Here is a 20332-nt window from a genome sequence, read left to right as displayed (position 1 = left end):
GGTGTGCCGTCGAAGTGAGTCGCCGTCACAGGCGCTTGACCCCCTTGATGCGCCCGGCGCGGGCGACCCGGGCCTTGGCGGCCTTGGCCCGGAACCCGCCGCCGCGCTGGTTGCCGATGCGCAGTCCGGTGCCGGAGGAGAGCCAGCCCGCGGAGACGTCGGCCGCCTTGTTGGCGGGCGAGCCCTCCCCCAGCGGGTCGTTCTCGGCGCGCCGGGCGAGCGCGATGATCAGCGGCACCGTGAAGGGCGCGAGCAGCAGGTCGTAGAGGGCCGCGGTGAACAGCAGGCCGACCAGGCCCACATGGCGGGCCGCGGTGTCTCCGACGAGCGAGCCGACGCCCGCGTACAGCAGCGTCGAGCCGATGGCGGCGCTGACCACCACGACGAGCGGTCCGGTGGCGGAGCGGAGTCTGCCGTGGTCGGGCTTGGCGAGCCCCGCGAGGTAGCCGACGACGCAGAGCACGAGCGCGTACCGCCCGGCGGCGTGGTCGGCGGGCGGCGCGAAGTCGGAGAGGAGCCCGGCGCAGAAGCCGACGAGGGCGCCGCCGACGTGGCCGTAGACCAGGGCGAGGCCGAGGACGGTGAGCAGCACCAGGTCGGGGACCGCGCCGGGCAGCTGGAGCCGGGCGAGCACACAGACCTGGATGACCAGGGCGACGACGACCAGGGCGGTGGACAGCAGGATTCGGTTGAGGCGCATGGATCCGGTCTCCTACTGCTCGTTGCCGTCGTCGGCGCCGTCGGCCGGGGGCTGGCCGGACGGGGTGGCCGTGACGGTCACCGTCGGCGTCGGCTTGGGCTTCTCGGGCTTCTTCGGCAGGACGGTGTCGCGCGGGTCCTCGCGCGGCGCCTCGACGACGACACCGACGATGTCGAGCTTGGTGAACCCGACGTACGGCTTCACGTAGACGGTGCGGGTGAGGTCGCCGCCGGAGGGGTCGACGCGGACGACCTCGCCGACGGGCACGCCGGGCACGAACGGCTTGTCCTTGCGGGAGCCGAAGGTGACGAGCCGGTCGCCCTTCTTGACCTCGGCCTTGCCGTTGAGCAGCTGGACGGACAGGTTGCGGTCGCCCTGGCCGGTGGCGAAGCCGAGCTCGTCGGTCTTCTCCATGCGGGTGCCGACGGTGAAGTCGGGGTCGTTGGCGAGCAGGACGGTCGCGGTGCCCGGGCCGACCGTGGTGACGCGGCCGACCAGGCCGTCGCCGTTCAGGACGGTCATGTCGCGCTTGAGTCCGTCGTTCGCGCCGGCGTCGATGGTGACGGTCCAGGAGAAGCCCTGGGCCGCTCCTATCCCGATGACCTCGGCACCCTTGATGCCGTACTGTCCGGCGCCCGCCTTCTTCAGCATGCTGTCGAGCTGCTGCACCCGGCTGCGGTTGCGGTCGTCGCTGCCGAGTCTCGCCTTCAGGGCGGCGTTCTGACGCTCCAGTTCGGCGATGCGGCTGTGGCGCTCTCCGGAGTCGCGTACCGCGCCGATGGCGTTGCCGATCGGGTCGACGGCGGAGGACATGCCCTCCTCGACCGGACCGAACACCGTCGCGGCGCCCCGGCGGGCACCGTCGACCGGTGAGTCCTCGCCGCCGCGGATGTCCACCGTGATCAGTGCGAACGCGATGGCGACCAGCAGTACCAGGAGCAGCCGACTCTCTCGTGTGTCCCTCACGTGCGGCGGCGTGCCTTCCTCAATCGATTCCGTGGACTCTGCGGGATCCACGGGTTTCTGGGGAATTCTTCTGCTGTGCCTCTATATCAACGATCCGCCGCACGAGAGGGCAGGCACTCGTACGGCGGATGTCGGCGCGTCAGATCATCTGCGCGGCTGGGCGTCAAGCACCTGCTGCAACGCCTCGAACTCCTCGACACACTTTCCGGAGCCCAGCGCCACGCTGTCGAGCGGGTCCTCGGCGATGTGGATCGGCATGCCGGTCTCCCGGCGCAGCCGCTCGTCGAGGCCGCGCAGCAGGGCGCCGCCACCGGTGAGAACGATGCCGCGGTCCATCACGTCACCCGACAGTTCCGGCGGGCACTTGTCGAGGGTGGTCTTGACCGCGTCCACGATCGCGTTGACCGGCTCCTCGATGGCCTTGCGGACCTCGGCGGCGGAGATGACGACGGTCTTGGGCAGCCCGGAGACCAGGTCGCGGCCGCGGATCTCGGTGTGCTCGTCGGCGTCCATGTCGTACGCCGAACCGATGGTGATCTTGATCTGTTCGGCGGTGCGCTCGCCGAGGAGGAGGGAGTACTCCTTCTTGATGTGCTGGATGATCGCGTTGTCCAGCTCGTCGCCGGCGACGCGGATCGACTGTGCCGTGACGATTCCGCCGAGCGAGATCACGGCGACCTCGGTGGTGCCGCCGCCGATGTCCACCACCATGTTGCCGGTGGCCTCGTGGACCGGCAGGCCGGAGCCGATGGCCGCGGCCATGGGCTCCTCGATGATGTGCACCTGGCGCGCGCCGGCCTGCGAGGAGGCCTCGATGACGGCGCGGCGCTCGACGCCCGTGATGCCCGAGGGCACGCAGACGACGACGCGCGGGCGGGCGAGGTAGCGGCGCTTGTGGATCTTCAGGATGAAGTAGCGCAGCATCCGCTCGGTGATCTCGAAGTCGGCGATGACGCCGTCCTTCAGCGGGCGCACCGCGACGATGTTGCCGGGCGTGCGCCCGATCATCTTCTTCGCCTCGGCGCCGACCGCGAGGATGCCACCGGTGTTGGTGTTGATCGCGACGACGGACGGCTCGTTGAGTACGATCCCCCGACCCCTGACGTACACCAGCGTGTTGGCGGTCCCGAGGTCGACAGCCATGTCACGGCCGATGAACGACATGTTGTTCCCCATGAGGATGCGTCTGGCCTTCCCTATTGGAGCGTTTGATGGCTTTTTAGGTAGGCGAGGTGGGTGCTGTGTGGCAGTGGAGGCTTCCATCGTAGTCTCGGCTGCGCGAACACGGCGCTAGGGTCTTCGCCATTGTCAGCAGATGATGCGGCGCCTCGCCTTTTCAGACGTGCCATCGGTGGCACGGGTTCCCCCGATCGGGGCTGCATATGCCAGAGGACGGCCGAAATCCCCCGGCCGTCCCCGCTCCGCCGCGCCCCCGTTCTGACGCCACGTCAGAAAATCCTGACGAAGTCTTTCCGTTCCGGGGGCGCGCCGCCTCGGCGGTCTCCCGGCGGGTCAGACGAGACCCGGGAAGAAGATCTTCAGCTCGCGCTCGGCGGACTCCTCGGAGTCCGAGGCGTGGATCAGGTTCTCCCGGACGATGGTGCCGAAGTCGCCGCGGATGGAGCCGGGGGCGGCCGCGATCGGGTCGGTCGGTCCCGCGAGCGCGCGCACGCCCTCGATGACCCGCTCACCCTCGACGACGAGCGCGACGACCGGCCCCGACGACATGAAGGCGACCAGCGGCTCGTAGAAGGGCTTGCCCTTGTGCTCGCCGTAGTGCTGCTCCAGGGTCTCCTGGTCCAGCGGGCGCAGCTCCAGCGCGGAGATCGTCCAGCCCGCCTTGCGCTCGATGCGGCCGATGATCTCTCCGATCAGACCACGACGGACGGCGTCGGGCTTCAGCAGGACGAGGGTGCGCTGGCTCATGTGCGGCTCCAAGAGGTGTTCTCGCGGTCTTCGCGTTCTGTACGACCGCGGGGGTTGCCCGGCACGATACCGAGCCGCTCCGGGCCCGCGTGCCGCAGGGCTGCGGGCTCAGGCCGTCTCGGCCTCGGCGGCCTGCGCGGCGAACCGGGCCTTCGCCTCGTCGACCTTGCGGCCGAAGTGGACCGACGCCCACCACAGCGCGGCGAAGACGGCGCCGAGGAAGAACATCGTCGGCACCACGAAGCCGCTCGCGATCAGCGCGATCTGCAGGGCCCAGCCGAGCTGCACCCCGCCGGGCCGGGTGATCATTCCGCAGAGCAGGAGGCTCAGCAGCATCGCGACGCCGCATACCGTCCAGACCGTGCCCATGGACAGGTCCTCGTCCTTCATGGCGACCAGACCCGCGAAGCCGATCACGAAGAACTCGCCGATCAGCGTCGAAGCACAGAGCATACGCACAGGAATCAGCCCCTCCCCAGGAGCAGTCGGGCCTCGCCGACCGTGATGACGGAACCGGTGACGAGGACTCCACCGCCGGCGTACTCCCCCTCCTCTTCGGCGAGGGTGATCGCCGCCTCCAGGGCGTCGTCAAGGCGCGGCTCGACCTGTACGCGGTCGTCGCCGAAGACCTCGACGGCGAGACCGGCGAGCTCGTCGGCGTCCATCGAGCGGTGGCTGGAGTTCTGCGTGACGACGACCTCGGCGAAGATCGGCTCGAAGGCCTCCAGGAGGCCCCGCACGTCCTTGTCGCCGCTCGCGCCGACCACGCCGATGAGCCGGCTGAAGTCGAAGACCTCGCTGATCGCGGCGGCGGTGGCGCGGGCGCCGGCCGGGTTGTGCGCGGCGTCCAGGACGACGGTGGGCGAGCGGCGCACCACCTCCAGGCGGCCGGGCGAGGCGACCGTGGCGAAGGCCTTGCGGATCGTGTCGATGTCCAGCGGGCGGGCGTGCTGCGAGCCGATGCCGAAGAACGCCTCGACGGCGGCGAGCGCCACCGCGGCGTTGTGCGCCTGGTACTCGCCGTGCAGCGGCAGGAAGATCTCCTCGTACTCCCCGCCGAGGCCGCGCAGCGTCAGGAGCTGGCCGCCGACCGCCACCTGGCGGGAGACGACGCCGAACTCCAGGCCCTCGCGGGCGACCGTCGCGTCCACGTCGACGGCCTTCTTCAGGAGGACCTGCGCGGCGTCCACCGGCTGCTGGGCCATGATCACCGTCGAGTCCGGCTTGATGATGCCGGCCTTCTCCTTGGCGATCTCGCCGGGCGTGGAGCCCAGGCGGTCCGTGTGGTCCAGGTCGATGGGGGTGATGACGGCGACCGAGCCGTCGATCACGTTCGTCGCGTCCCAGCTGCCGCCCATGCCGACCTCGACGACGGCCACGTCGACCGGGGCGTCCGCGAAGGCCGCGTACGCCATGCCGGTGAGGACCTCGAAGAAGGAGAGGCGGTACTCCTCCCTGGCGTCGACCATCTCCACGTACGGCTTGATGTCCTGGTAGGTCTCGACGAAGCGCTCGGCCTCCATCGGGGCGCCGTCCAGGCTGATCCGCTCGGTGATCGACTGCACGTGCGGCGAGGTGTACCGGCCGGTGCGCAGGTCGAAGGCGGAGAGCAGCGCCTCGACCATACGGGCCGTGGACGTCTTGCCGTTGGTGCCCGTGATGTGGATCGAGGGGTACGCGCGCTGGGGCTCGCCGAGGACGTCCATCAGCGCGGCGATGCGGCGGACGGAGGGCTCCAGCTTGGTCTCGCCCCAGCGGCCCGCGAGCTCCGTCTCCACCTCGCGCAGCGCCTTGTCCACCTCCGGGTCGGTGGGGCGGGCGGGGATGTCGCCCTCGGGCGGGCCCGCCTGGGTGCGCAGGGTGCGGCTGCCGGCCTCGATCACCGCGAGGTCGGGATCGCGGTCCGTCTCGGCACCGACGATCTCATCGAAGGGGTCGCCGTCGGCGGGGCGGTCGGCGCTGTCGTCGTGCGGGGGGAACTCACTCACGTACGTCAGTCTACGGAGCGCCACCGACACGCGCCGTCAGGACCTCCGAGTCGGCCCCCGCGGCCTTCGTCGGGACCTTCGGCCCGTCCGATTCGGGACCTTGGTCCCTCCGCTTTCGCGGGTCGCCGGGCAAACTTGGCGATCATGGACATAGGCATCGACCTCGGCACTGCGAACACCCTCCTCTACGTGCGCGGCAAGGGGATCGTGCTCAACGAGCCGTCCGTGGTCGCCGTGCGGGCCGACCGGGGCGGCAAGAGCGGCGTGCTCGCCGTGGGCACGGAGGCCAAGGAGACGATCGGGCGCACGCCCGGGTCCATCACCGCCATCCGTCCGCTGCGGGACGGTGTGATCAGCGACTACGAGGCCGCCGAGGAGATGATCCGGCACTTCGTGCGCAAGGCCGTGCCGGGGCGCAGGCCCCGTACCCGGATGGTCGTGTGCGTGCCGAGCGGGGTCACGCCCGTCGAGCGGCGCGCGATCGTGCACGCGGCGCAGCGGGCCGGGGCGCGGGCCGTGCACATCGTGGAGGAGCCGATGGCGGCGGCCATCGGGGCGGGCCTTCCGGTCGCCGAGCCGCGCGGCTCGATGGTGGTCGACATCGGCGGCGGCACGACCGAGGTCGCGGTGATCTCCCTGGGCGGCATCGTCACGGCCCAGTCGCTGCGGGTGGGCGGCGACCGGCTGGACACGGCCATCACCGACTACGTGCGCAAGGAGCACTCCCTGCTCATCGGGGAGCGCACCGCCGAGGACATCAAGGTCGGCATCGGCTCGGCGTGGCCGGTGCCGGGCGAGGACGCCCTGGAGATGCGGACGTTCACCGTGCGGGGCCGGGAGAAGGTGGCGGGCCTGCCGAAGACCGTCGACCTGACGGCGCGTGAGGTGCGGGCGGCTCTGGACGAGCCGGTCGAGCAGATCATCGCCGCGGTCAAGACGACGCTGGAGGAGTGCCCGCCGGAGCTGTCCGGCGACATCATGGAGCACGGGATCGTGCTCACGGGTGGCGGTGCGCTGCTCCCCGGACTCGACCTGCGGATCGCCTCCGGCACGGGGATTCCCGTCTTCGTCGCGGAGGACCCGCTGGACAGCGTGGCCTTGGGGTGCGGGAAGTGTGTGGAGGACTTCGACGGGCTGGAACGGGTGATGTCAGCGGCGTAGGCCTCCAGGCCGGGGGGACGGTTTCGTCTGCGGGTTGGTGGGGGCTGGTCGCGCAGTTCCCCGCGCCCCTTAGGTAGGCCTCGCGTCCGTCGTCCTCAGGGGGCTGCCCCAGGGGGCGATGCGGTGGACCACCCAGGGGCGCGGGGAACTGCGCGACCAGCCCCCGCCGGGCCGCAGACAAAAACACCCCCAGGGGCGCGGGGAACTGCGCGACAAGCCCCCGCGGCCCGCAGACGAAACGCACCCAGGTGGCCCCCACCCGCAGCAAACGCCACGTCGTCACGTGGGCGTCAGTTCGCCCGGTGAGAGGGTGGCCCGCACCTCGTACACGTCCCCCCGCGGCCCCGCCGCGAACGTGCCGCCCACCGCGCGGATCCGTTCCGCCATCCCCGTCGTGCCCGTGCCCGCCGAGACCGGCGCGGCGGCGGGGGCCGCCGTCGGGAGCGGGTTGCTGACCATGATCCGCAGACGCTCACCCCGCAGCGCCACCCGCACCGTCACCTTCTCCCCCGGCGCGTGCTTCGCCGCGTTCGTCAGGCACTCCTGGACCACCCGGTGCACCGCCGCCTGCCGCAGCGGCGAGAGACGGTGCGCCGCGTCGTCGATCACCAGGTCGACGGGGCTGCCCGCACGGCCACTGCGCTCCGCCAGCTCCGGCAGCGCGTCGAGCCCGGGCGTCGGCGCTCCGTCGGCGGAGCGCTGCACGATGATCTCGTTCAGCATCTGGTGCGCGCTGCGCGCCGTCTCCGAGAGCTCCTCGAACTCGTTCTCGAAGGCGCCGCCCGTGGCCCGCCGCGCCAGCACCTGGGACCGCACGCTCAACAGGGTCAGCTCACGGCCCACGAAGTCGTGCACGTCCCGCGCGATGCGCACCCGCTCCTGCTGGACGGCGTGCAGCGCGTCCGTCTCGGCGCGCTGCGCGGCCAGCGCCTGGACCAGATCCTGCCGGTTCGCCGCGACACCGACGCCCGCCGCGAGCACACCGATCGGGACGACCAGGCTCAGGAAGGAGCCGATCGTGGCCCCCCGGTGCACCGGCCAGCCCGGCAGGTTGAACATCACGAAGGCGAACCCGACGTAACCGATCACTCCGAGCGTGCCCGCGAGACGCCCCCGGTAGCGGCCCAGGGAGTACAGCACGAACTGGGCCAGCGTCAGCTCGTGCAGCCAGCCCAGGAAGAGCAGCGCGATCCCGTACGTCAGCCAGGGCAGCCTGCGCCGCACCAGCAGGGTGGCGGCGCCGGCCGCCAGGGCCAGGACGGCGAGCGGGCCGTTGAGGGAGTTGTCCGCCTCGGCGAGACCGGGGACGTCCAGGCTCATCAGGGCGAAGGCGCTGAGCGCCGTGAGCACGTCCAGCGCGCGCGGTGCCCGGGACCAGCGGTCGACGAGACGGCCGGCCGGGGCCGCCGCCTGGCGTATCGCCTGGGCGGCGGACAGGATGCGCATGCCTTCCATCATCCAAGGTCTTTCGGCCCGTTCCACCGGACTTAGGTCCTTGTTTTGGTGATATGACGCACCCCGGCCGTTTGTGGGTGATAGTGCCGGTCCCTGCACACAACGGGTGTCCTTTCGGCGCGGCTGCCGCACCCAGACCCCACAAAGGGGTCAAATCGGACCATGTGGTATGCCCAGAATCCCGCCAGGCGCACCCATCAGCTCGCCGGCGACGCCGGGGTCCTCCTGTGGACCGCGCTGTGGGCCGCCGCCGCCGTGATCACGTACCGGCTGGCCTGTCTGCTCGCCCTCCCCCGCGCCCTGCAGCAGCACCGTGCGCCGTTGCCGCTGGTCGGCGGCCGGGTGGACCTCGCCCTGCGGCGCGTCGCCGACGCCGTCGACGCGATGGATCCCGTGGCCGTGCGGACCGCCGTGGCCGTGGGCGCGGTCGCCCTCTTCGTCCTGCCCGTCGGCCTCGTCCTGGCCGCCTGGCTGCCGCGCAGGCTGCGCTGGATCCGGCAGGCGGGCGCCGCCCGTGACCTGGCCGCCTCCGACGACGGCCGCGAGCTGCTCGCCCTGCGCACCCTGCTCAGACCGCTCCACGAGGTGGCCGCCACCGCGGCCAACATCGCGGGCGCGACCCCCGGCAGCCTCGCCGAGGGCTGGCGCAACGGCGACCCGCAGACCCTGGACGCGCTGGCCGAGGCGGAGCTCGAACGGCTCGGCCTCGATCTGGTGCCGCAGCCCCCGGAGGAGCTCGGCCCCATCGGTCGGCAGGCCACAGGACCGATGGCCGAGTCCATCACCTGAGCTCGTTCTCCACGGCCTGAGGCCGCGACGGGACACACGAAGGCCCCGGGACCGCTGCCGGTCCCGGGGCCTTCGTGCGCGTACGCGGAGCTACGCGGCCGGCAGGGCCTCCAGCTGCGCCTGCAGGCGGGCGATGTCGGCCTCGGCCTTGGTGAGGCGGCCGCGGATCTTGTCGACCACGTTGTCCGGTGCCTTGGCGAGGAACGCCTCGTTGCCCAGCTTCGCCTCGGCCTGCGCCTTCTCCTTCTCGGCGGCGGCGAGGTCCTTGGCGAGGCGCTTGCGCTCGGCCGCGACGTCGATCGTGCCGGACAGGTCGAGCGCGACCGTGGCGCCGGAGACCGGCAGCGTCGCCGTCGCCGTGAAGGCGTCACCCTCCGGCTGGAGGCGCAGGAGCTGGCGGATGGCCGCCTCGTGCGGGGCAAGCGTCGTGCCGTCGAGGGTCAGGCGGGCCGGGACCTTCTGGCCCGGCTGGAGGCCCTGGTCGGCGCGGAAGCGGCGGACCTCGGTGATGACCTGCTGGAGCGTCTCGATCTCGCGCTCGGCGGCGGCGTCACGGAAGCCGCTGTCGGCGGGCCAGTCGGCGATGACGAGCGACTCGCCGCCGGTCAGGGCCGTCCAGAGCGTCTCCGTGACGAACGGGACGATCGGGTGGAGCAGGCGCAGCGTGACGTCGAGGACCTCGCCGAGGACGCGGGCCGAGACCTTGGCGCCCTCCCCGCCCGCCATGAACGTCGTCTTGGAGAGCTCGACGTACCAGTCGAAGACCTCGTCCCACGCGAAGTGGAAGAGGGCGTCGGAGAGCTTGGCGAACTGGAAGTCGTCGTAGAGCGCGTCGACTTCGGCGACCGTCGCGTTCAGGCGCGAGAGCACCCAGCGGTCGGTGGCGGACAGCTGCTCGGCCGGGGGCAGCTCGCCCTCGATCGTGGCGCCGTTCATCATCGCGAAGCGCGTGGCGTTCCAGATCTTGTTGGCGAAGTTGCGCGAGCCCTGGACCCAGTCCTCGCCGATCGGCACGTCGGTGCCGGGGTTGGCGCCGCGGGCCAGGGTGAAGCGCAGGGCGTCCGAGCCGTACTTGTCCATCCAGTCCAGCGGGTTGACCGCGTTGCCGAAGGACTTCGACATCTTCTTGCCGAACTGGTCGCGGACCATGCCGTGCAGCACGATCGTGTGGAACGGCGGGGTGCCGTCCATCGCGTACAGGCCGAACATCATCATCCGGGCGACCCAGAAGAAGAGGATGTCGTAGCCGGTGACCAGGACGGAGTTCGGGTAGAACTTCGCGAGGCTCTCGGTCTGCTCGGGCCAGCCGAGCGTGGAGAACGGCCACAGGCCCGACGAGAACCACGTGTCGAGCACGTCGTTGTCCTGCGTCCAGCCCTCGCCGGTGGGGGCCTCGTCGTCCGGTCCGACGCAGACGACCTCGCCGTTCGGCCCGTACCAGACGGGGATGCGGTGGCCCCACCAGAGCTGGCGCGAGATGCACCAGTCGTGGAGGTTGTCGACCCAGTCGAAGTACCGCTTCTCCATCTCCTGCGGGTGGATCTTGACCTTGCCGTCGCGGACCGCGTCACCGGCGGCCTGCGCGAGCGGGCCGACCTTGACCCACCACTGCATGGACAGGCGCGGCTCGATGGTGGTCTTGCAGCGCGAGCAGTGGCCGACGGAGTGGGTGTACGGGCGCTTCTCGGCGACGATGCGGCCCTCGGCGCGCAGCGCGCCGACGATCGCGGAGCGGGCTTCGAGGCGGTCCAGGCCCTGGAAGGGGCCGGGGACCGTGATGACCGCGTGCTCGTCCATGACCGCGATGTTCGGCAGCGAGTGGCGCTGGCCGATCTCGAAGTCGTTCGGGTCGTGCGCGGGGGTCACCTTGACGGCGCCGGTGCCGAACTCGGGGTCGACGTGCTCGTCGGCGACGACCGGGATCGTGCGGTCGGTCAGCGGCAGCTTGATCTGCCGGCCGACCAGGTGCTTGTACCGCTCGTCCTCGGGGTGGACGGCGACGGCGGTGTCACCGAGCATCGTCTCGGCGCGGGTGGTGGCGACGACGAGCGTCTCGTCCCCCTCGCCGTACTTGATCGAGACCAGCTCGCCGTCGTCGTCCTGGTACTCGACCTCGATGTCCGAGATCGCCGTGAGACAGCGCGGGCACCAGTTGATGATGCGCTCGGCGCGGTAGATCAGCTCGTCGTCGTAGAGCTTCTTGAAGATGGTCTGGACGGCCTGCGAGAGGCCCTCGTCCATGGTGAAGCGCTCGCGCTCCCAGTCGACGCCGTCGCCGAGGCGGCGCATCTGTCCGGAGATCTGGCCGCCGGACTCGCCCTTCCACTTCCAGACGCGCTCGATGAACGCCTCGCGCCCGAGGTCGTGGCGGGACTTGCCCTCCTTGGCGAGCTCGCGCTCCACGACGTTCTGCGTGGCGATGCCGGCGTGGTCCATGCCCGGCTGCCAGAGCGTCTCGTGGCCCTGCATGCGCTTGCGGCGGGTGAGGGCGTCGATCAGCGTGTGCTCGAAGGCGTGGCCCAGGTGGAGCGCGCCGGTGACGTTGGGCGGCGGGATGACGACGGTGTACGGCGGCTTCTCGCTCTTCTCGTCGGCGGAGAAGTAACCGCGTTCTACCCAGCGCTCGTACAGCGGCCCCTCTACCTCGGCCGGCGCGTACTGGGTCGGCAGTTCGGGAGTGGTCGCTGGGGGCTGCTGCTGAGCGTTCTCGGTCACGCGGTCAGTTTAGGGGGGCCGGGGAGCGGTGCCGAAACCGGAATCTTCGATAACAGTTGCCCGCCGGGCTCCCCATGGGGTCACGGCTTCGTTCAGGATGTCCGGGACACGTCAGCATTACGAGGGGGACCCACGCCATGAGCCACCAGCCAGGCCCGCACGACGGACAGCAGCCGGGCCCGTACGGGGGCGGGCAGCCGGGCCCCTACGGGAGTGGGCAGCCCGGCCCGTACGGGCCGCCCCCGCAGGGCCCCTACGGGCAGCAGCCCTACGGCCAGGTGCCGCCCCCGCCGCCGGGGCCGCCGGCCGGTGGCAGGAAGAAGACCGGACTCGTCATCGGGGTGGTCGTCGCCGTGCTCGCCGTCGCCGGGATCGGTTTCGGCGCGTACGCCGCGTTCGGCGGGGGCGGTTCGGCCTCCGTCGAGGACGACGGGGCGCACAAGCTGGTGCCGCCGGCCTCGGTGGGCGCGTACGAGAAGAGCGACGAGGCGGGTGCCCCCGACGGCGGTCCGCTCGGCTCCGGCGACAAGAAGAACGCCGAGGAGATCGGCATCGAGAACCCGCACAACGTGTCGGCCACGTATGAATCCGGCGCGGCCCTGAAGGGGAAGCAGATGAGCTTCCAGGGGATGTACGGCGACATCGACGACCCGGAGCAGGCCGTCGACGACGGCTTCGTCAAGGCCGACGAGAACACCGAGAAGGAGTCGGCCAAGTCCACCGACGAGGGGGACGAGGTCGATCTCGTCGGCAGCCCCGAGAGCGTCGAGCCGGACGGCCTCGACGGCGCCGTCATGAAGTGCCAGACCGCCCGCATCAAGGACGGCGGCGACGAGACGAAGCTGCCGATCTGCATCTGGGCCGACCACAGCACGTACGGCATCGTGTTCGGCGTCGACGTGGCGGCGATGGCGAAGGGGGATGGTGGCGGCATGGCCGTGGACGACGTCGCCGACTTCGCCGCCGACCTGCGCAAGTCGGCCCGGGTCAAGGCGTAGCGGCGCATTCAGGGGGAAGGCCCGGGGCGGTGCGCCGCCCCGGGCCCTCGTACGTCCGCCCCCTGGCACAACCGTTCAACAACTCCGCATCGATCCCGCCCGGCCGTCCCGCCCCCCGCGCCCATCCGACAGGATGTTCGCCATACATAAGCCTCGGGAGGGACCCCCAGTAATGAGCTACAACCAGCCGGGCCCGTACGGCGGGCAGCAGCCCCAGCAGCCCGGTCCGTACGGGCAGCAGCCCCAGGCCCCGCAGCCCGGCCCCTACGGGCAGCCGCCGCAGGCCCCCCAGCCCGGTTACGGCTACCCCCCGCAGGCGCCGCAACAGGCCCCGCAGCAGGGCGGATACAGCCAGCCCCAGCAGCCCGGCCCCTACGGGCAGCAGCCGCAGGCCCCTTACGGCCAGGTCCCCCCGCAGGCCCCCTACGGGCAGCAGGCCCCGTACGGGCAGGTCCCGCCCCCGCCTCCGGGTGGCGGCAAGAAGAAGACCGGGCTCATCATCGCGGCCGTCGCCGTGGTGGCCGCCGCGGCCGTCGGCGGTTACTTCCTCCTCGCGGGCGGCGACGACAAGGACAGCAAGGGCGGCGGCCCGTCGAGCGTCGCGGGCGGCGGCGTCAAGGACGACGGCCCGCACAAGCTGACCACGCCGCAGACCGTCATGAGCGAGTACGAGAAGAACGGGGAGGGCGACGGCGCCCCGAGCAGCATCGACCTCGACAAGGCCGAGGCGGCCGGGGTGAAGAACCCCAAGGACGTGCAGGCCAGTTACAAGTCGGGCAGCGAGGACAACCCGATGTCGCAGAAGATCCTGAGCTTCGGCGGCGTCTACGGCGACATCGACGACCCGGAGGGCGTCGTGGACCACATGTTCACGAACGCCAAGGAGAAGGACGGCTCGTCGTCGGAGAGCGGCGGCCGCAAGATCACGCTGGTCGGCGAGCCGAAGCAGTACGAGCCCGCCGAGCTCGACGGCGCGGTCCTGAAGTGCCAGGAGATGAAGATCGCCATGGGGTCCGGCACGGGCTCCACGGACACCTCCGCCGGCGCGGCCGGCCCGAGCGAGATGTCCGCGGCGACCTGCATCTGGGGCGACCACAGCACCATCGGCTACGTCGTCACGACGGACGTCGCGGGCGCGGTGTCCGGCAAGTCCGCCGACCTCGACGAGGCCGCGACCACCACGGCCAAGTTCCGCGGCGAGGTGCGTGTGAAGCGCTGACGCCGCGCGGGACGGGCCCCTCCCCCCGTCCCTCACACACCTGACACCTCAGGTCCACGGGGCCCGGTCATCGGACCGGGCCCCGTTGCGTCAGGATGTCAGGAACACATAAGCATTTCGGAGGGGGAACCCCATGAGCCACAACCAGCCGGGCCCGTACGGCGGGCAGCCGCCCCAGCAGCCCGGGCCGTACGGGCAGCCCCCGCAGGGTGTTCCGCCGCAGCAGCCCGGCCCCTACGGCCAGCCGCCGCAGGCCCCCCAGCCCGGTTACGGCTACCCGCAGCAGGCTCCCCCGCCGCAGCCCGGTTACGGCTACCCCCAGCAGGCCCCGCAGCCCGGCCCTTACGGGCAGCCGCAGGCCCCGTACGGACAGCCGCAGGCCCCCTACGGGCAGCAGGCCCCGTACGGGCAGTTCCCGCCCCCGCCTCCCGGTGGCGGGAAGAAGAAGACCGGGCTCATCATCGCCACTGTCGCCGTGGTCGCCGCGGCGGCGGTCGGCGGCTACTTCGTCCTCGCGGGCGGTGACGACGACAAGGGCGGCAAGAAGGACGACTCCACGAACGTCGCGGATGCGGGCATCAAGGACGACGGTCCGCACACCCTCACCACCCCTGCCACCATCCTCGGTGACTACAAGAAGAGCGACGACGACAGCGGCGGCTTCAACGCCAGCGACCTGGCGGCCGCCGAGAAGGCCGGTGTGAAGGACCCGCAGGACGTCAGCGCCGCCTACCAGTCGGGAGACGACAGCAACCCCCTGGGACAGAAGGCCATTCAGTTCATGGGCGTGTACGGGGAGATCGAGAACCCCGAGAAGGTCGTCGACGACATGTTCGCCAAGCTGAAGCAGGACTCACAGGGCAAGGCCTCGGAGACCGGTGAACTGGTCGGCAGCCCCAAGGACTTCAGCACGAGAGCCGCGGCCCTCAAGTGCCAGGAGTCGGTGATCCAGAACGACAACGCCGGCTCCGGCACGTCGTCGGGGCCGAAGGAGATCCACATGCCGGTCTGCATCTGGAGCGACCACAGCACCCTCGCCGTCGTGGTGCCCGTCGAGGTCGTCGAAGCCATGGCGGGCAAGGTGTCGTTCGACAAGGCCTCGGCCACGACGCTCAAGGTCCGCAAGGAAGTCCGCGTCAAGGCCTGACCGACGGGCCGACGAACCCCGCACACGCCGAAGGGGCGCCCCGCGATCACTCGCTGGGCGCCCCTTCGGCGTACGGGTCGAACTGCCTTACGGCTAGGCCGACTTCTGCTCTCCGGCGCCGCCACCCCGCGCCTCGCGCGGCACCAGCGTCGGGTTCACGTTCGAGCGGACGACGTCCGCCGTGATGACGACGCGGGCCACGTCCTTGCGGGACGGCACCTCGTACATCACCGACTGCAGGACCTCCTCCATGATGGCGCGCAGACCGCGCGCGCCGGTCTGGCGGAGGATCGCCTGGTCCGCGATGGCCTCCAGGGCCTCGCGCTCGAAGTCCAGCTCCACGCCGTCGAGTTCGAACAGGCGCTGGTACTGCTTCACCAGGGCGTTGCGCGGCTCCACCAGGATCTGGAGCAGGGCCTCGCGGTCGAGGTTGTGGACCGAAGTGATCACGGGGAGGCGGCCGATGAACTCGGGGATCATCCCGAACTTCACCAGGTCCTCCGGCATGATGTCCTCGAACTGGTCCTTCTCCTCCATCTCGCGCTTGGAGCGGATGGTGGCGCCGAAGCCGATGCCCTTCGCGCCCGCCCGCGACTCGATGATCTTCTCGAGGCCGGCGAAGGCGCCGCCCACGATGAAGAGCACGTTCGTCGTGTCGATCTGGATGAACTCCTGGTGCGGGTGCTTGCGGCCGCCCTGCGGCGGGACGGAGGCCGTGGTGCCCTCCAGGATCTTCAGCAGGGCCTGCTGGACGCCCTCACCCGAGACATCGCGGGTGATCGACGGGTTCTCGCTCTTGCGGGCGACCTTGTCGATCTCGTCGATGTAGATGATCCCGGTCTCGGCCTTCTTGACGTCGTAGTCGGCCGCCTGGATCAGCTTGAGCAGGATGTTCTCGACGTCCTCGCCGACATAGCCGGCCTCCGTCAGCGCCGTCGCGTCCGCGATGGCGAACGGGACGTTCAGCATGCGCGCGAGCGTCTGCGCGAGGAGCGTCTTGCCGGATCCGGTCGGGCCGAGCAGCAAGATGTTGGACTTCGCGAGTTCGATCGCGTCGTCGCGGCCCTGCGCGCCGCCGTTCTCTCCGGCCTGGACCCGCTTGTAGTGGTTGTACACCGCTACCGAGAGGGCCTTCTTCGCGGGCTCCTGGCCCACGACGTAACCCTCAAGGAATTCGTAGATCTCGCGAGGCTTGGGGAGTTCCTCCCAGCGGACCTCGCTCGTCTCCGCGAGCTCTTCCTCGATGATCTCGTTACAGAGGTCGATGCACTCATCGCAGATGTACACACCGGGGCCTGCGATGAGCTTCTTGACCTGCTTCTGACTCTTTCCGCAGAACGAGCACTTGAGCAGATCGCCGCCGTCACCGATGCGTGCCACGAGGTGCTTCCCCTTCGCCTGGGAGACGCCACGTTCAGCGGCTCCTGGTGCCTCATATCCGACGGTACCTTGCCGGGCCCCCCGTTCGGGCCCCCCTTGGCACGGTTCACTTCGACGCGAGTCGTGCACAAACCGTGCCAAGGAGCGGCAGATGCTACAGCCCTGCGCTAGGCGACCGCGGAATTGTTCATCTTCCGGGTGGAGATGATCTGGTCGACCAGGCCGTACGAGAGCGCGTCCTCGGCCGTGAGGATCTTGTCGCGCTCGATGTCGTCGCGGATCTTCTCGATCGGCGTCGTGGAGTGCTTGGCCAGCATCTCCTCCAGCTGCGAACGCATCCGGAGGATTTCGTTGGCGGCGATCTCCAGGTCGGAGACCTGACCGCGGCCGGTCTCGCTGTAGGGCTGGTGGATCAGGACGCGCGCGTTCGGCAGCGCCATGCGCTTGCCCGGCGTACCGGCCGCGAGGAGCACGGCGGCGGCGGAGGCGGCCTGGCCCATGCAGACGGTCTGCACGTCGGGCTTCACGAACTGCATCGTGTCGTAGATGGCCGTGAGGGCCGTGAACGAGCCGCCCGGGCTGTTGATGTAGATCGAGATGTCGCGGTCCGGGTCCATCGACTCCAGGCACAGGAGCTGCGCCATGACGTCGTTGGCGGACGCGTCGTCGATCTGCACGCCGAGGAAGATCACGCGCTCCTCGAAGAGCTTCGCGTACGGGTCGTACTCGCGCACGCCCTGCGAGGTGCGCTCGACGAAGCGCGGGATCACGTAACGGGACTCGGCGGTGGCGCCGGTGAACTCGGCCTGGCCGCTCTCGGCCTGCGCGCGCCCGAGGAGGCCGCTGCCGGGGAAGTTGTTCATCTCTGGTTTCTCCTGAGAAGGGAGGGGCTTGGGTGCTGGCTTCGGGGCGCTGAGCACGGGGCTCAGGCTCCGGTGCCGCCCCCGCCCGGCATGCTGGCGGCGCTGGACATGATGTCGTCGATGAGGCCGTACTCCTTGGCCTCCTGCGGGTCGAACCAACGGTCGCGGTCCGAGTCGCGCGTGACCTGCTCGACGGACTGGCCGGTGTGGTGTGCCGTGAGCTCGGCCATCTTCTTCTTGGTGAGCAGCAGCCGCTCGGCGTGGATCTTGATGTCCGACGCGGAGCCGGCGAGGCCGGCGGACGGCTGGTGGATCAGGATCTCGGCGTTCGGCAGCGCGAAGCGCTTGCCGGGCGTGCCCGCGCTGAGCAGGAACTGGCCCATGGAGGCCGCCATGCCCATCGCGATCGTCACCACGTCGTTCTTGATGTACTGCATGGTGTCGTAGATCGCCATGCCGGCCGTGATCGAGCCGCCGGGGCTGTTGATGTAGAGGAAGATGTCCTTGTCCGGCTCTGCGGCGAGAAGCAGCAGCTGCGCGGTGATCTTGTTGGCGATGTCGTCGTCCACGGCCTGGCCGAGGAAGATGATCCGCTCGCCGAGCAGCCGGTTGTAGACCTGGTCGCCGAGGCCACCACCGATGGAGGGGTCGCCGGCGGCGGAGGGCATCAGATTCGTCACGTATCCACCTGCTCGTCTTACGACGGCGCCGGGCCGTCTCACGTCTTCTTGGGACCTGGGACCCCGCGTGCTCGCCGCTCCGGGGCGGCTTCGGGGACTCCCCTGCCCTCGTATTCATGGACCCTAACGCTCAGCCCCGTCCGGGGAATCCCGCGAAGGCGACTGTTCGCTGTGAGCGCAGGTTCTGGCGGGGGCGCCTTGGGCGGTACGGGGCGGCCCCGTCTGGGCCGCGGGGGGCGGTGGGGGGTGCGCCCCTTCGGGGGCGCGGGGAACTGCGCGATCGGGCCCCGCCGGGCCGCAGACGCGTCTGCCGGGGCCGGGACCACGGCGGGTGCGGGCTGTTTGTGGCTGGGCGCGCAGTTCCTCGCGCCCCTAAAAGCGAGCCCGCCGGCCGGGGCGCGACGAGGCCCCCGGGACTGGTCCCGGGGGCCTCGTCGGGCATGCGTCAGAGCGAAGCTCAGGCTTCGGTCTTCTCCTCGGCGTCAGCCGACTCCGTGGCCTCGACCGTCTCGGCGGTCTCATCCTCGTCGTCCAGGTCGACGACCTCGCCGTTCGTGTCCTTGACCGTGGCCGCCTCGACGACGACCGCGAGGGCCTTGCCGCGGGCTACCTCGCCGACCAGCATCGGGACCTGGCCGCCCTCGACGACGGCCTGGGCGAACTGGTCGGGGGACATGCCGGAGGACTGCGCGCGACGCATGAGGTGCTCGGTGAGCTCCTCCTGGTTCACGTTCAGCTTCTCCTTGTTGACGAGCTCGTCCAGGACGAACTGCGTCTTGATGCCCTTCTCGGCCTGCTCCTTGGTCTCGGCGTCGAACTCCTCCTCGCTCTTGCCCTGGATCTCCAGGTACTTCGCGAGGTCGAGGCCCATCTGGCCGAGCTGGTGGTTGACCAGGTTGTGCTTGCGGGTCTCGATCTCGTCCGCGAGGAGCTTCTCGGGGACGGGGACCTCGACCAGCTCGAGCAGCTTCTCCAGGACGCGCTCCTGGGCCTGCGTGGCCTGGTCGTACTGCTTCATGTTCTCGAGGCGCTTGCGGCTGTCCGCCTTGAGCTCGTCGAGGGTGTCGAACTCCGACGCGAGCTGCGCGAAGTCGTCGTCCAGCTCCGGCAGTTCACGCTTGGCGACCTGGGTGACCTTGACGGTGACCTCGGACTCCTTGCCGGCCGCCGAGCCGCCCTTGAGCTCGGAGGTGAAGGTGGCCTCGCCACCGGCCTCCAGGCCCTTGACGGCGTCGTCGATGCCCTCGAGGAGCTCGCCGGAGCCGATCGTGTAGGAGACGCCGGACGCGACGCCGTCCTCCAGGACCTCGCCCTCGACCTTGGCCTCCAGGTCGATCGTCACGACGTCGCCGTCCTCGGCGGCACGCTCGACCGGGGACGTGGAGGCGAAGCGCTCGCGCAGCTCCTCGACGGCCTTGTCGACGTCCTCGTCGCTGACCTCGACCGCGTCGACCTCGACCTCGATGCCGGAGTAGTCCGGGATCTCGATCGCGGGACGGATGTCGACCTCAGCGGTGAAGTTGAGGGTCTCGTTGTCCTTCAGCTCGGTGATGTCCACCTCGGGCTGGCCCAGGACGTTGAGCTCGGCCTCGTTCACGGCCTCGGTGTAGAACTTCGGGAGCGCGTCGTTGACGGCCTCTTCGAGGACGGCGCCGCGGCCGAACCGCTGGTCGATGACTCGGGCCGGGATCTTGCCCTTGCGGAAGCCCTTCACCGTGACCTGCTGGTTGATCTTCTTGTAGGCCGCGTCGAGGCTGTCCTTGAGCTCCTCGAAGGGCACCTCAACAGTGAGCCGAACCCGGGTCGGGTTCAGGGTCTCCACGGCGCTCTTCACGGTTCGGTCTCCTTGGGGCTGACTTCTTGGGATTCTGCCCGGCTCAGAGACACACGGGCACACAGCTTGCATAGTAACGGCAAGCGGGAGCCGAGCCACAATGCGATCTTGGAGAGGGGTCCCGCGGAGGGGACGGAGAGGCATCCCGTGGGGGACGACGAGCGCGAAGAACGACGAACAAGGTGGTCGGGGTGGCGGGATTTGAACCCACGGCCTTCCGCTCCCAAAGCGGACGCGCTACCAAGCTGCGCCACACCCCGTCGGTGCGACACGTAGGGTACATGCCCGCAGGCCGAACGGCCCCCGGTTATCCGGGGGCAGGTGAGGGGGGCGTGCGGCGAAGGCCCACGACCCGCTACGATGCCTCTCGTGCCGCGGCGTCCGCGCCGGTGGCGCGATCCGTGCGGGCGTAGCTCAATGGTAGAGCCCTAGTCTTCCAAACTAGCTACGCGGGTTCGATTCCCGTCGCCCGCTCTGAATGCCGAAGGCCCAGGCGAGAAGGTGAATCCCT

General features: G+C 70.3%; 17 protein-coding genes and 2 tRNA genes. 6 read left to right on the top strand and 13 right to left on the bottom strand.

Annotated elements, in window-relative coordinates; translation table 11 throughout:
- Positions 1-25: 25 nt before the first annotated feature.
- From mreD to folC, 6 genes are all read right to left on the bottom strand, one after another.
- Positions 26-700 (bottom strand): rod shape-determining protein MreD, encoded by a 675-nt coding sequence (gene mreD, locus ACZ6CV_RS00395; RefSeq protein WP_362369287.1) that lies wholly within the window; start codon positions 698-700, stop codon positions 26-28.
- Between the two features lie 12 nt (positions 701-712).
- Complete coding sequence (gene mreC, locus ACZ6CV_RS00390; protein WP_469248422.1) at positions 713-1666, bottom strand: rod shape-determining protein MreC; 954 nt, start codon at positions 1664-1666, stop codon at positions 713-715.
- 144 nt (positions 1667-1810) lie between these two features.
- On the bottom strand, positions 1811-2830 hold the full coding sequence (locus tag ACZ6CV_RS00385) for a rod shape-determining protein (protein ID WP_030362602.1): 1020 nt from the start codon (positions 2828-2830) through the stop codon (positions 1811-1813).
- Between the two features lie 348 nt (positions 2831-3178).
- Positions 3179-3592 (bottom strand): nucleoside-diphosphate kinase, encoded by a 414-nt coding sequence (gene ndk, locus ACZ6CV_RS00380; RefSeq protein WP_362369281.1) that lies wholly within the window; start codon positions 3590-3592, stop codon positions 3179-3181.
- Between the two features lie 108 nt (positions 3593-3700).
- The gene (locus ACZ6CV_RS00375) at positions 3701-4051 is read right to left on the bottom strand and encodes a DUF4233 domain-containing protein (protein ID WP_469248419.1); all 351 of its coding nucleotides are present in this window, start codon (positions 4049-4051) and stop codon (positions 3701-3703) included.
- 5 nt (positions 4052-4056) lie between these two features.
- On the bottom strand, positions 4057-5580 hold the full coding sequence (gene folC, locus ACZ6CV_RS00370) for a bifunctional tetrahydrofolate synthase/dihydrofolate synthase (protein ID WP_469248416.1): 1524 nt from the start codon (positions 5578-5580) through the stop codon (positions 4057-4059).
- Between the two features lie 144 nt (positions 5581-5724).
- Between folC and ACZ6CV_RS00365 the strand changes: the two genes are divergently transcribed.
- A complete protein-coding gene (locus tag ACZ6CV_RS00365) occupies positions 5725-6741 on the top strand; it encodes a rod shape-determining protein (RefSeq protein ID WP_469248414.1) in 1017 nt (338 codons plus the stop codon).
- A 279-nt stretch (positions 6742-7020) separates the two neighbouring features.
- On the opposite strand, the gene ACZ6CV_RS00360 is transcribed toward ACZ6CV_RS00365, so the two are convergent.
- Positions 7021-8187 (bottom strand): sensor histidine kinase, encoded by a 1167-nt coding sequence (locus ACZ6CV_RS00360; RefSeq protein ID WP_469248412.1) that lies wholly within the window; start codon positions 8185-8187, stop codon positions 7021-7023.
- Positions 8188-8358: 171 nt separating this feature from the next.
- Between ACZ6CV_RS00360 and ACZ6CV_RS00355 the strand changes: the two genes are divergently transcribed.
- Positions 8359-8985 (top strand): hypothetical protein, encoded by a 627-nt coding sequence (locus ACZ6CV_RS00355; RefSeq protein ID WP_362369267.1) that lies wholly within the window; start codon positions 8359-8361, stop codon positions 8983-8985.
- A 90-nt stretch (positions 8986-9075) separates the two neighbouring features.
- Here the strand turns inward: ACZ6CV_RS00355 and ACZ6CV_RS00350 are convergent, their stop codons facing one another.
- Positions 9076-11700, bottom strand: a complete 2625-nt coding sequence (locus ACZ6CV_RS00350) for a valine--tRNA ligase (protein WP_469248409.1) — start codon at positions 11698-11700, stop codon at positions 9076-9078.
- 137 nt (positions 11701-11837) lie between these two features.
- Here ACZ6CV_RS00350 and ACZ6CV_RS00345 point away from each other — a divergent pair, with 137 nt between their 5' ends.
- The 3 genes from ACZ6CV_RS00345 to ACZ6CV_RS00335 all read left to right on the top strand — a co-directional run bounded on the left by ACZ6CV_RS00345 (position 11838) and on the right by ACZ6CV_RS00335 (position 15064).
- A complete protein-coding gene (locus ACZ6CV_RS00345) occupies positions 11838-12698 on the top strand; it encodes a hypothetical protein (protein ID WP_469248407.1) in 861 nt (286 codons plus the stop codon).
- A 172-nt stretch (positions 12699-12870) separates the two neighbouring features.
- Positions 12871-13917, top strand: a complete 1047-nt coding sequence (locus tag ACZ6CV_RS00340) for a hypothetical protein (RefSeq protein ID WP_469248405.1) — start codon at positions 12871-12873, stop codon at positions 13915-13917.
- Between the two features lie 133 nt (positions 13918-14050).
- Complete coding sequence (locus ACZ6CV_RS00335; protein WP_469248403.1) at positions 14051-15064, top strand: hypothetical protein; 1014 nt, start codon at positions 14051-14053, stop codon at positions 15062-15064.
- Positions 15065-15157: 93 nt separating this feature from the next.
- On the opposite strand, the gene clpX is transcribed toward ACZ6CV_RS00335, so the two are convergent.
- The 5 genes from clpX to ACZ6CV_RS00310 form a co-directional block, all read right to left on the bottom strand.
- Positions 15158-16444 carry an ATP-dependent Clp protease ATP-binding subunit ClpX gene (gene clpX, locus ACZ6CV_RS00330; RefSeq protein ID WP_355808261.1) on the bottom strand — a complete coding sequence of 429 codons (1287 nt, stop codon included), beginning with the start codon at positions 16442-16444 and terminating at the stop codon, positions 15158-15160.
- Positions 16445-16611: 167 nt separating this feature from the next.
- Complete coding sequence (locus ACZ6CV_RS00325; RefSeq protein ID WP_362369252.1) at positions 16612-17307, bottom strand: ATP-dependent Clp protease proteolytic subunit; 696 nt, start codon at positions 17305-17307, stop codon at positions 16612-16614.
- A gap of 62 nt (positions 17308-17369) precedes the next feature.
- Entirely contained in the window at positions 17370-17975 is a 606-nt protein-coding gene (locus ACZ6CV_RS00320) for an ATP-dependent Clp protease proteolytic subunit (RefSeq protein ID WP_362369494.1), read from the bottom strand.
- Between the two features lie 469 nt (positions 17976-18444).
- Positions 18445-19821: a trigger factor gene (tig, locus tag ACZ6CV_RS00315; RefSeq protein WP_469248401.1), complete on the bottom strand. Its 1377-nt coding sequence runs from the start codon at positions 19819-19821 to the stop codon at positions 18445-18447.
- 183 nt (positions 19822-20004) lie between these two features.
- Positions 20005-20081 (bottom strand) — tRNA-Pro (locus ACZ6CV_RS00310).
- A gap of 143 nt (positions 20082-20224) precedes the next feature.
- Here ACZ6CV_RS00310 and ACZ6CV_RS00305 point away from each other — a divergent pair.
- Positions 20225-20295, top strand: a tRNA-Gly gene (locus tag ACZ6CV_RS00305).
- Positions 20296-20332 lie beyond the last annotated feature (37 nt).

It is taken from the genome of Streptomyces sp. NPDC041713 (assembly GCF_055591085.1).
The sequence above is the reverse complement of the archived record's forward strand: the minus strand, read 5'-3'. Positions and strand labels throughout refer to the sequence as shown.

What these genes read in the sequence shown, in the direction of transcription:
- ACZ6CV_RS00355 (WP_362369267.1), top strand. Translation starts at nt 8,359, where the DNA reads ATGTGGTATGCCCAGAATCCCGCCAGGCGCACCCATCAGCTCGCCGGC.
- ndk (WP_362369281.1), bottom strand. Translation starts at nt 3,592, where the DNA reads ATGAGCCAGCGCACCCTCGTCCTGCTGAAGCCCGACGCCGTCCGTCGT.
- ACZ6CV_RS00335 (WP_469248403.1), top strand. Translation starts at nt 14,051, where the DNA reads ATGAGCCACAACCAGCCGGGCCCGTACGGCGGGCAGCCGCCCCAGCAG.
- ACZ6CV_RS00345 (WP_469248407.1), top strand. Translation starts at nt 11,838, where the DNA reads ATGAGCCACCAGCCAGGCCCGCACGACGGACAGCAGCCGGGCCCGTAC.
- ACZ6CV_RS00325 (WP_362369252.1), bottom strand. Translation starts at nt 17,307, where the DNA reads ATGAACAACTTCCCCGGCAGCGGCCTCCTCGGGCGCGCGCAGGCCGAG.
- ACZ6CV_RS00385 (WP_030362602.1), bottom strand. Translation starts at nt 2,830, where the DNA reads ATGTCGTTCATCGGCCGTGACATGGCTGTCGACCTCGGGACCGCCAAC.
- ACZ6CV_RS00365 (WP_469248414.1), top strand. Translation starts at nt 5,725, where the DNA reads ATGGACATAGGCATCGACCTCGGCACTGCGAACACCCTCCTCTACGTG.
- ACZ6CV_RS00340 (WP_469248405.1), top strand. Translation starts at nt 12,871, where the DNA reads ATGAGCTACAACCAGCCGGGCCCGTACGGCGGGCAGCAGCCCCAGCAG.
- ACZ6CV_RS00320 (WP_362369494.1), bottom strand. Translation starts at nt 17,975, where the DNA reads ATGCCCTCCGCCGCCGGCGACCCCTCCATCGGTGGTGGCCTCGGCGAC.
- ACZ6CV_RS00360 (WP_469248412.1), bottom strand. Translation starts at nt 8,187, where the DNA reads ATGCGCATCCTGTCCGCCGCCCAGGCGATACGCCAGGCGGCGGCCCCG.
- mreD (WP_362369287.1), bottom strand. Translation starts at nt 700, where the DNA reads ATGCGCCTCAACCGAATCCTGCTGTCCACCGCCCTGGTCGTCGTCGCC.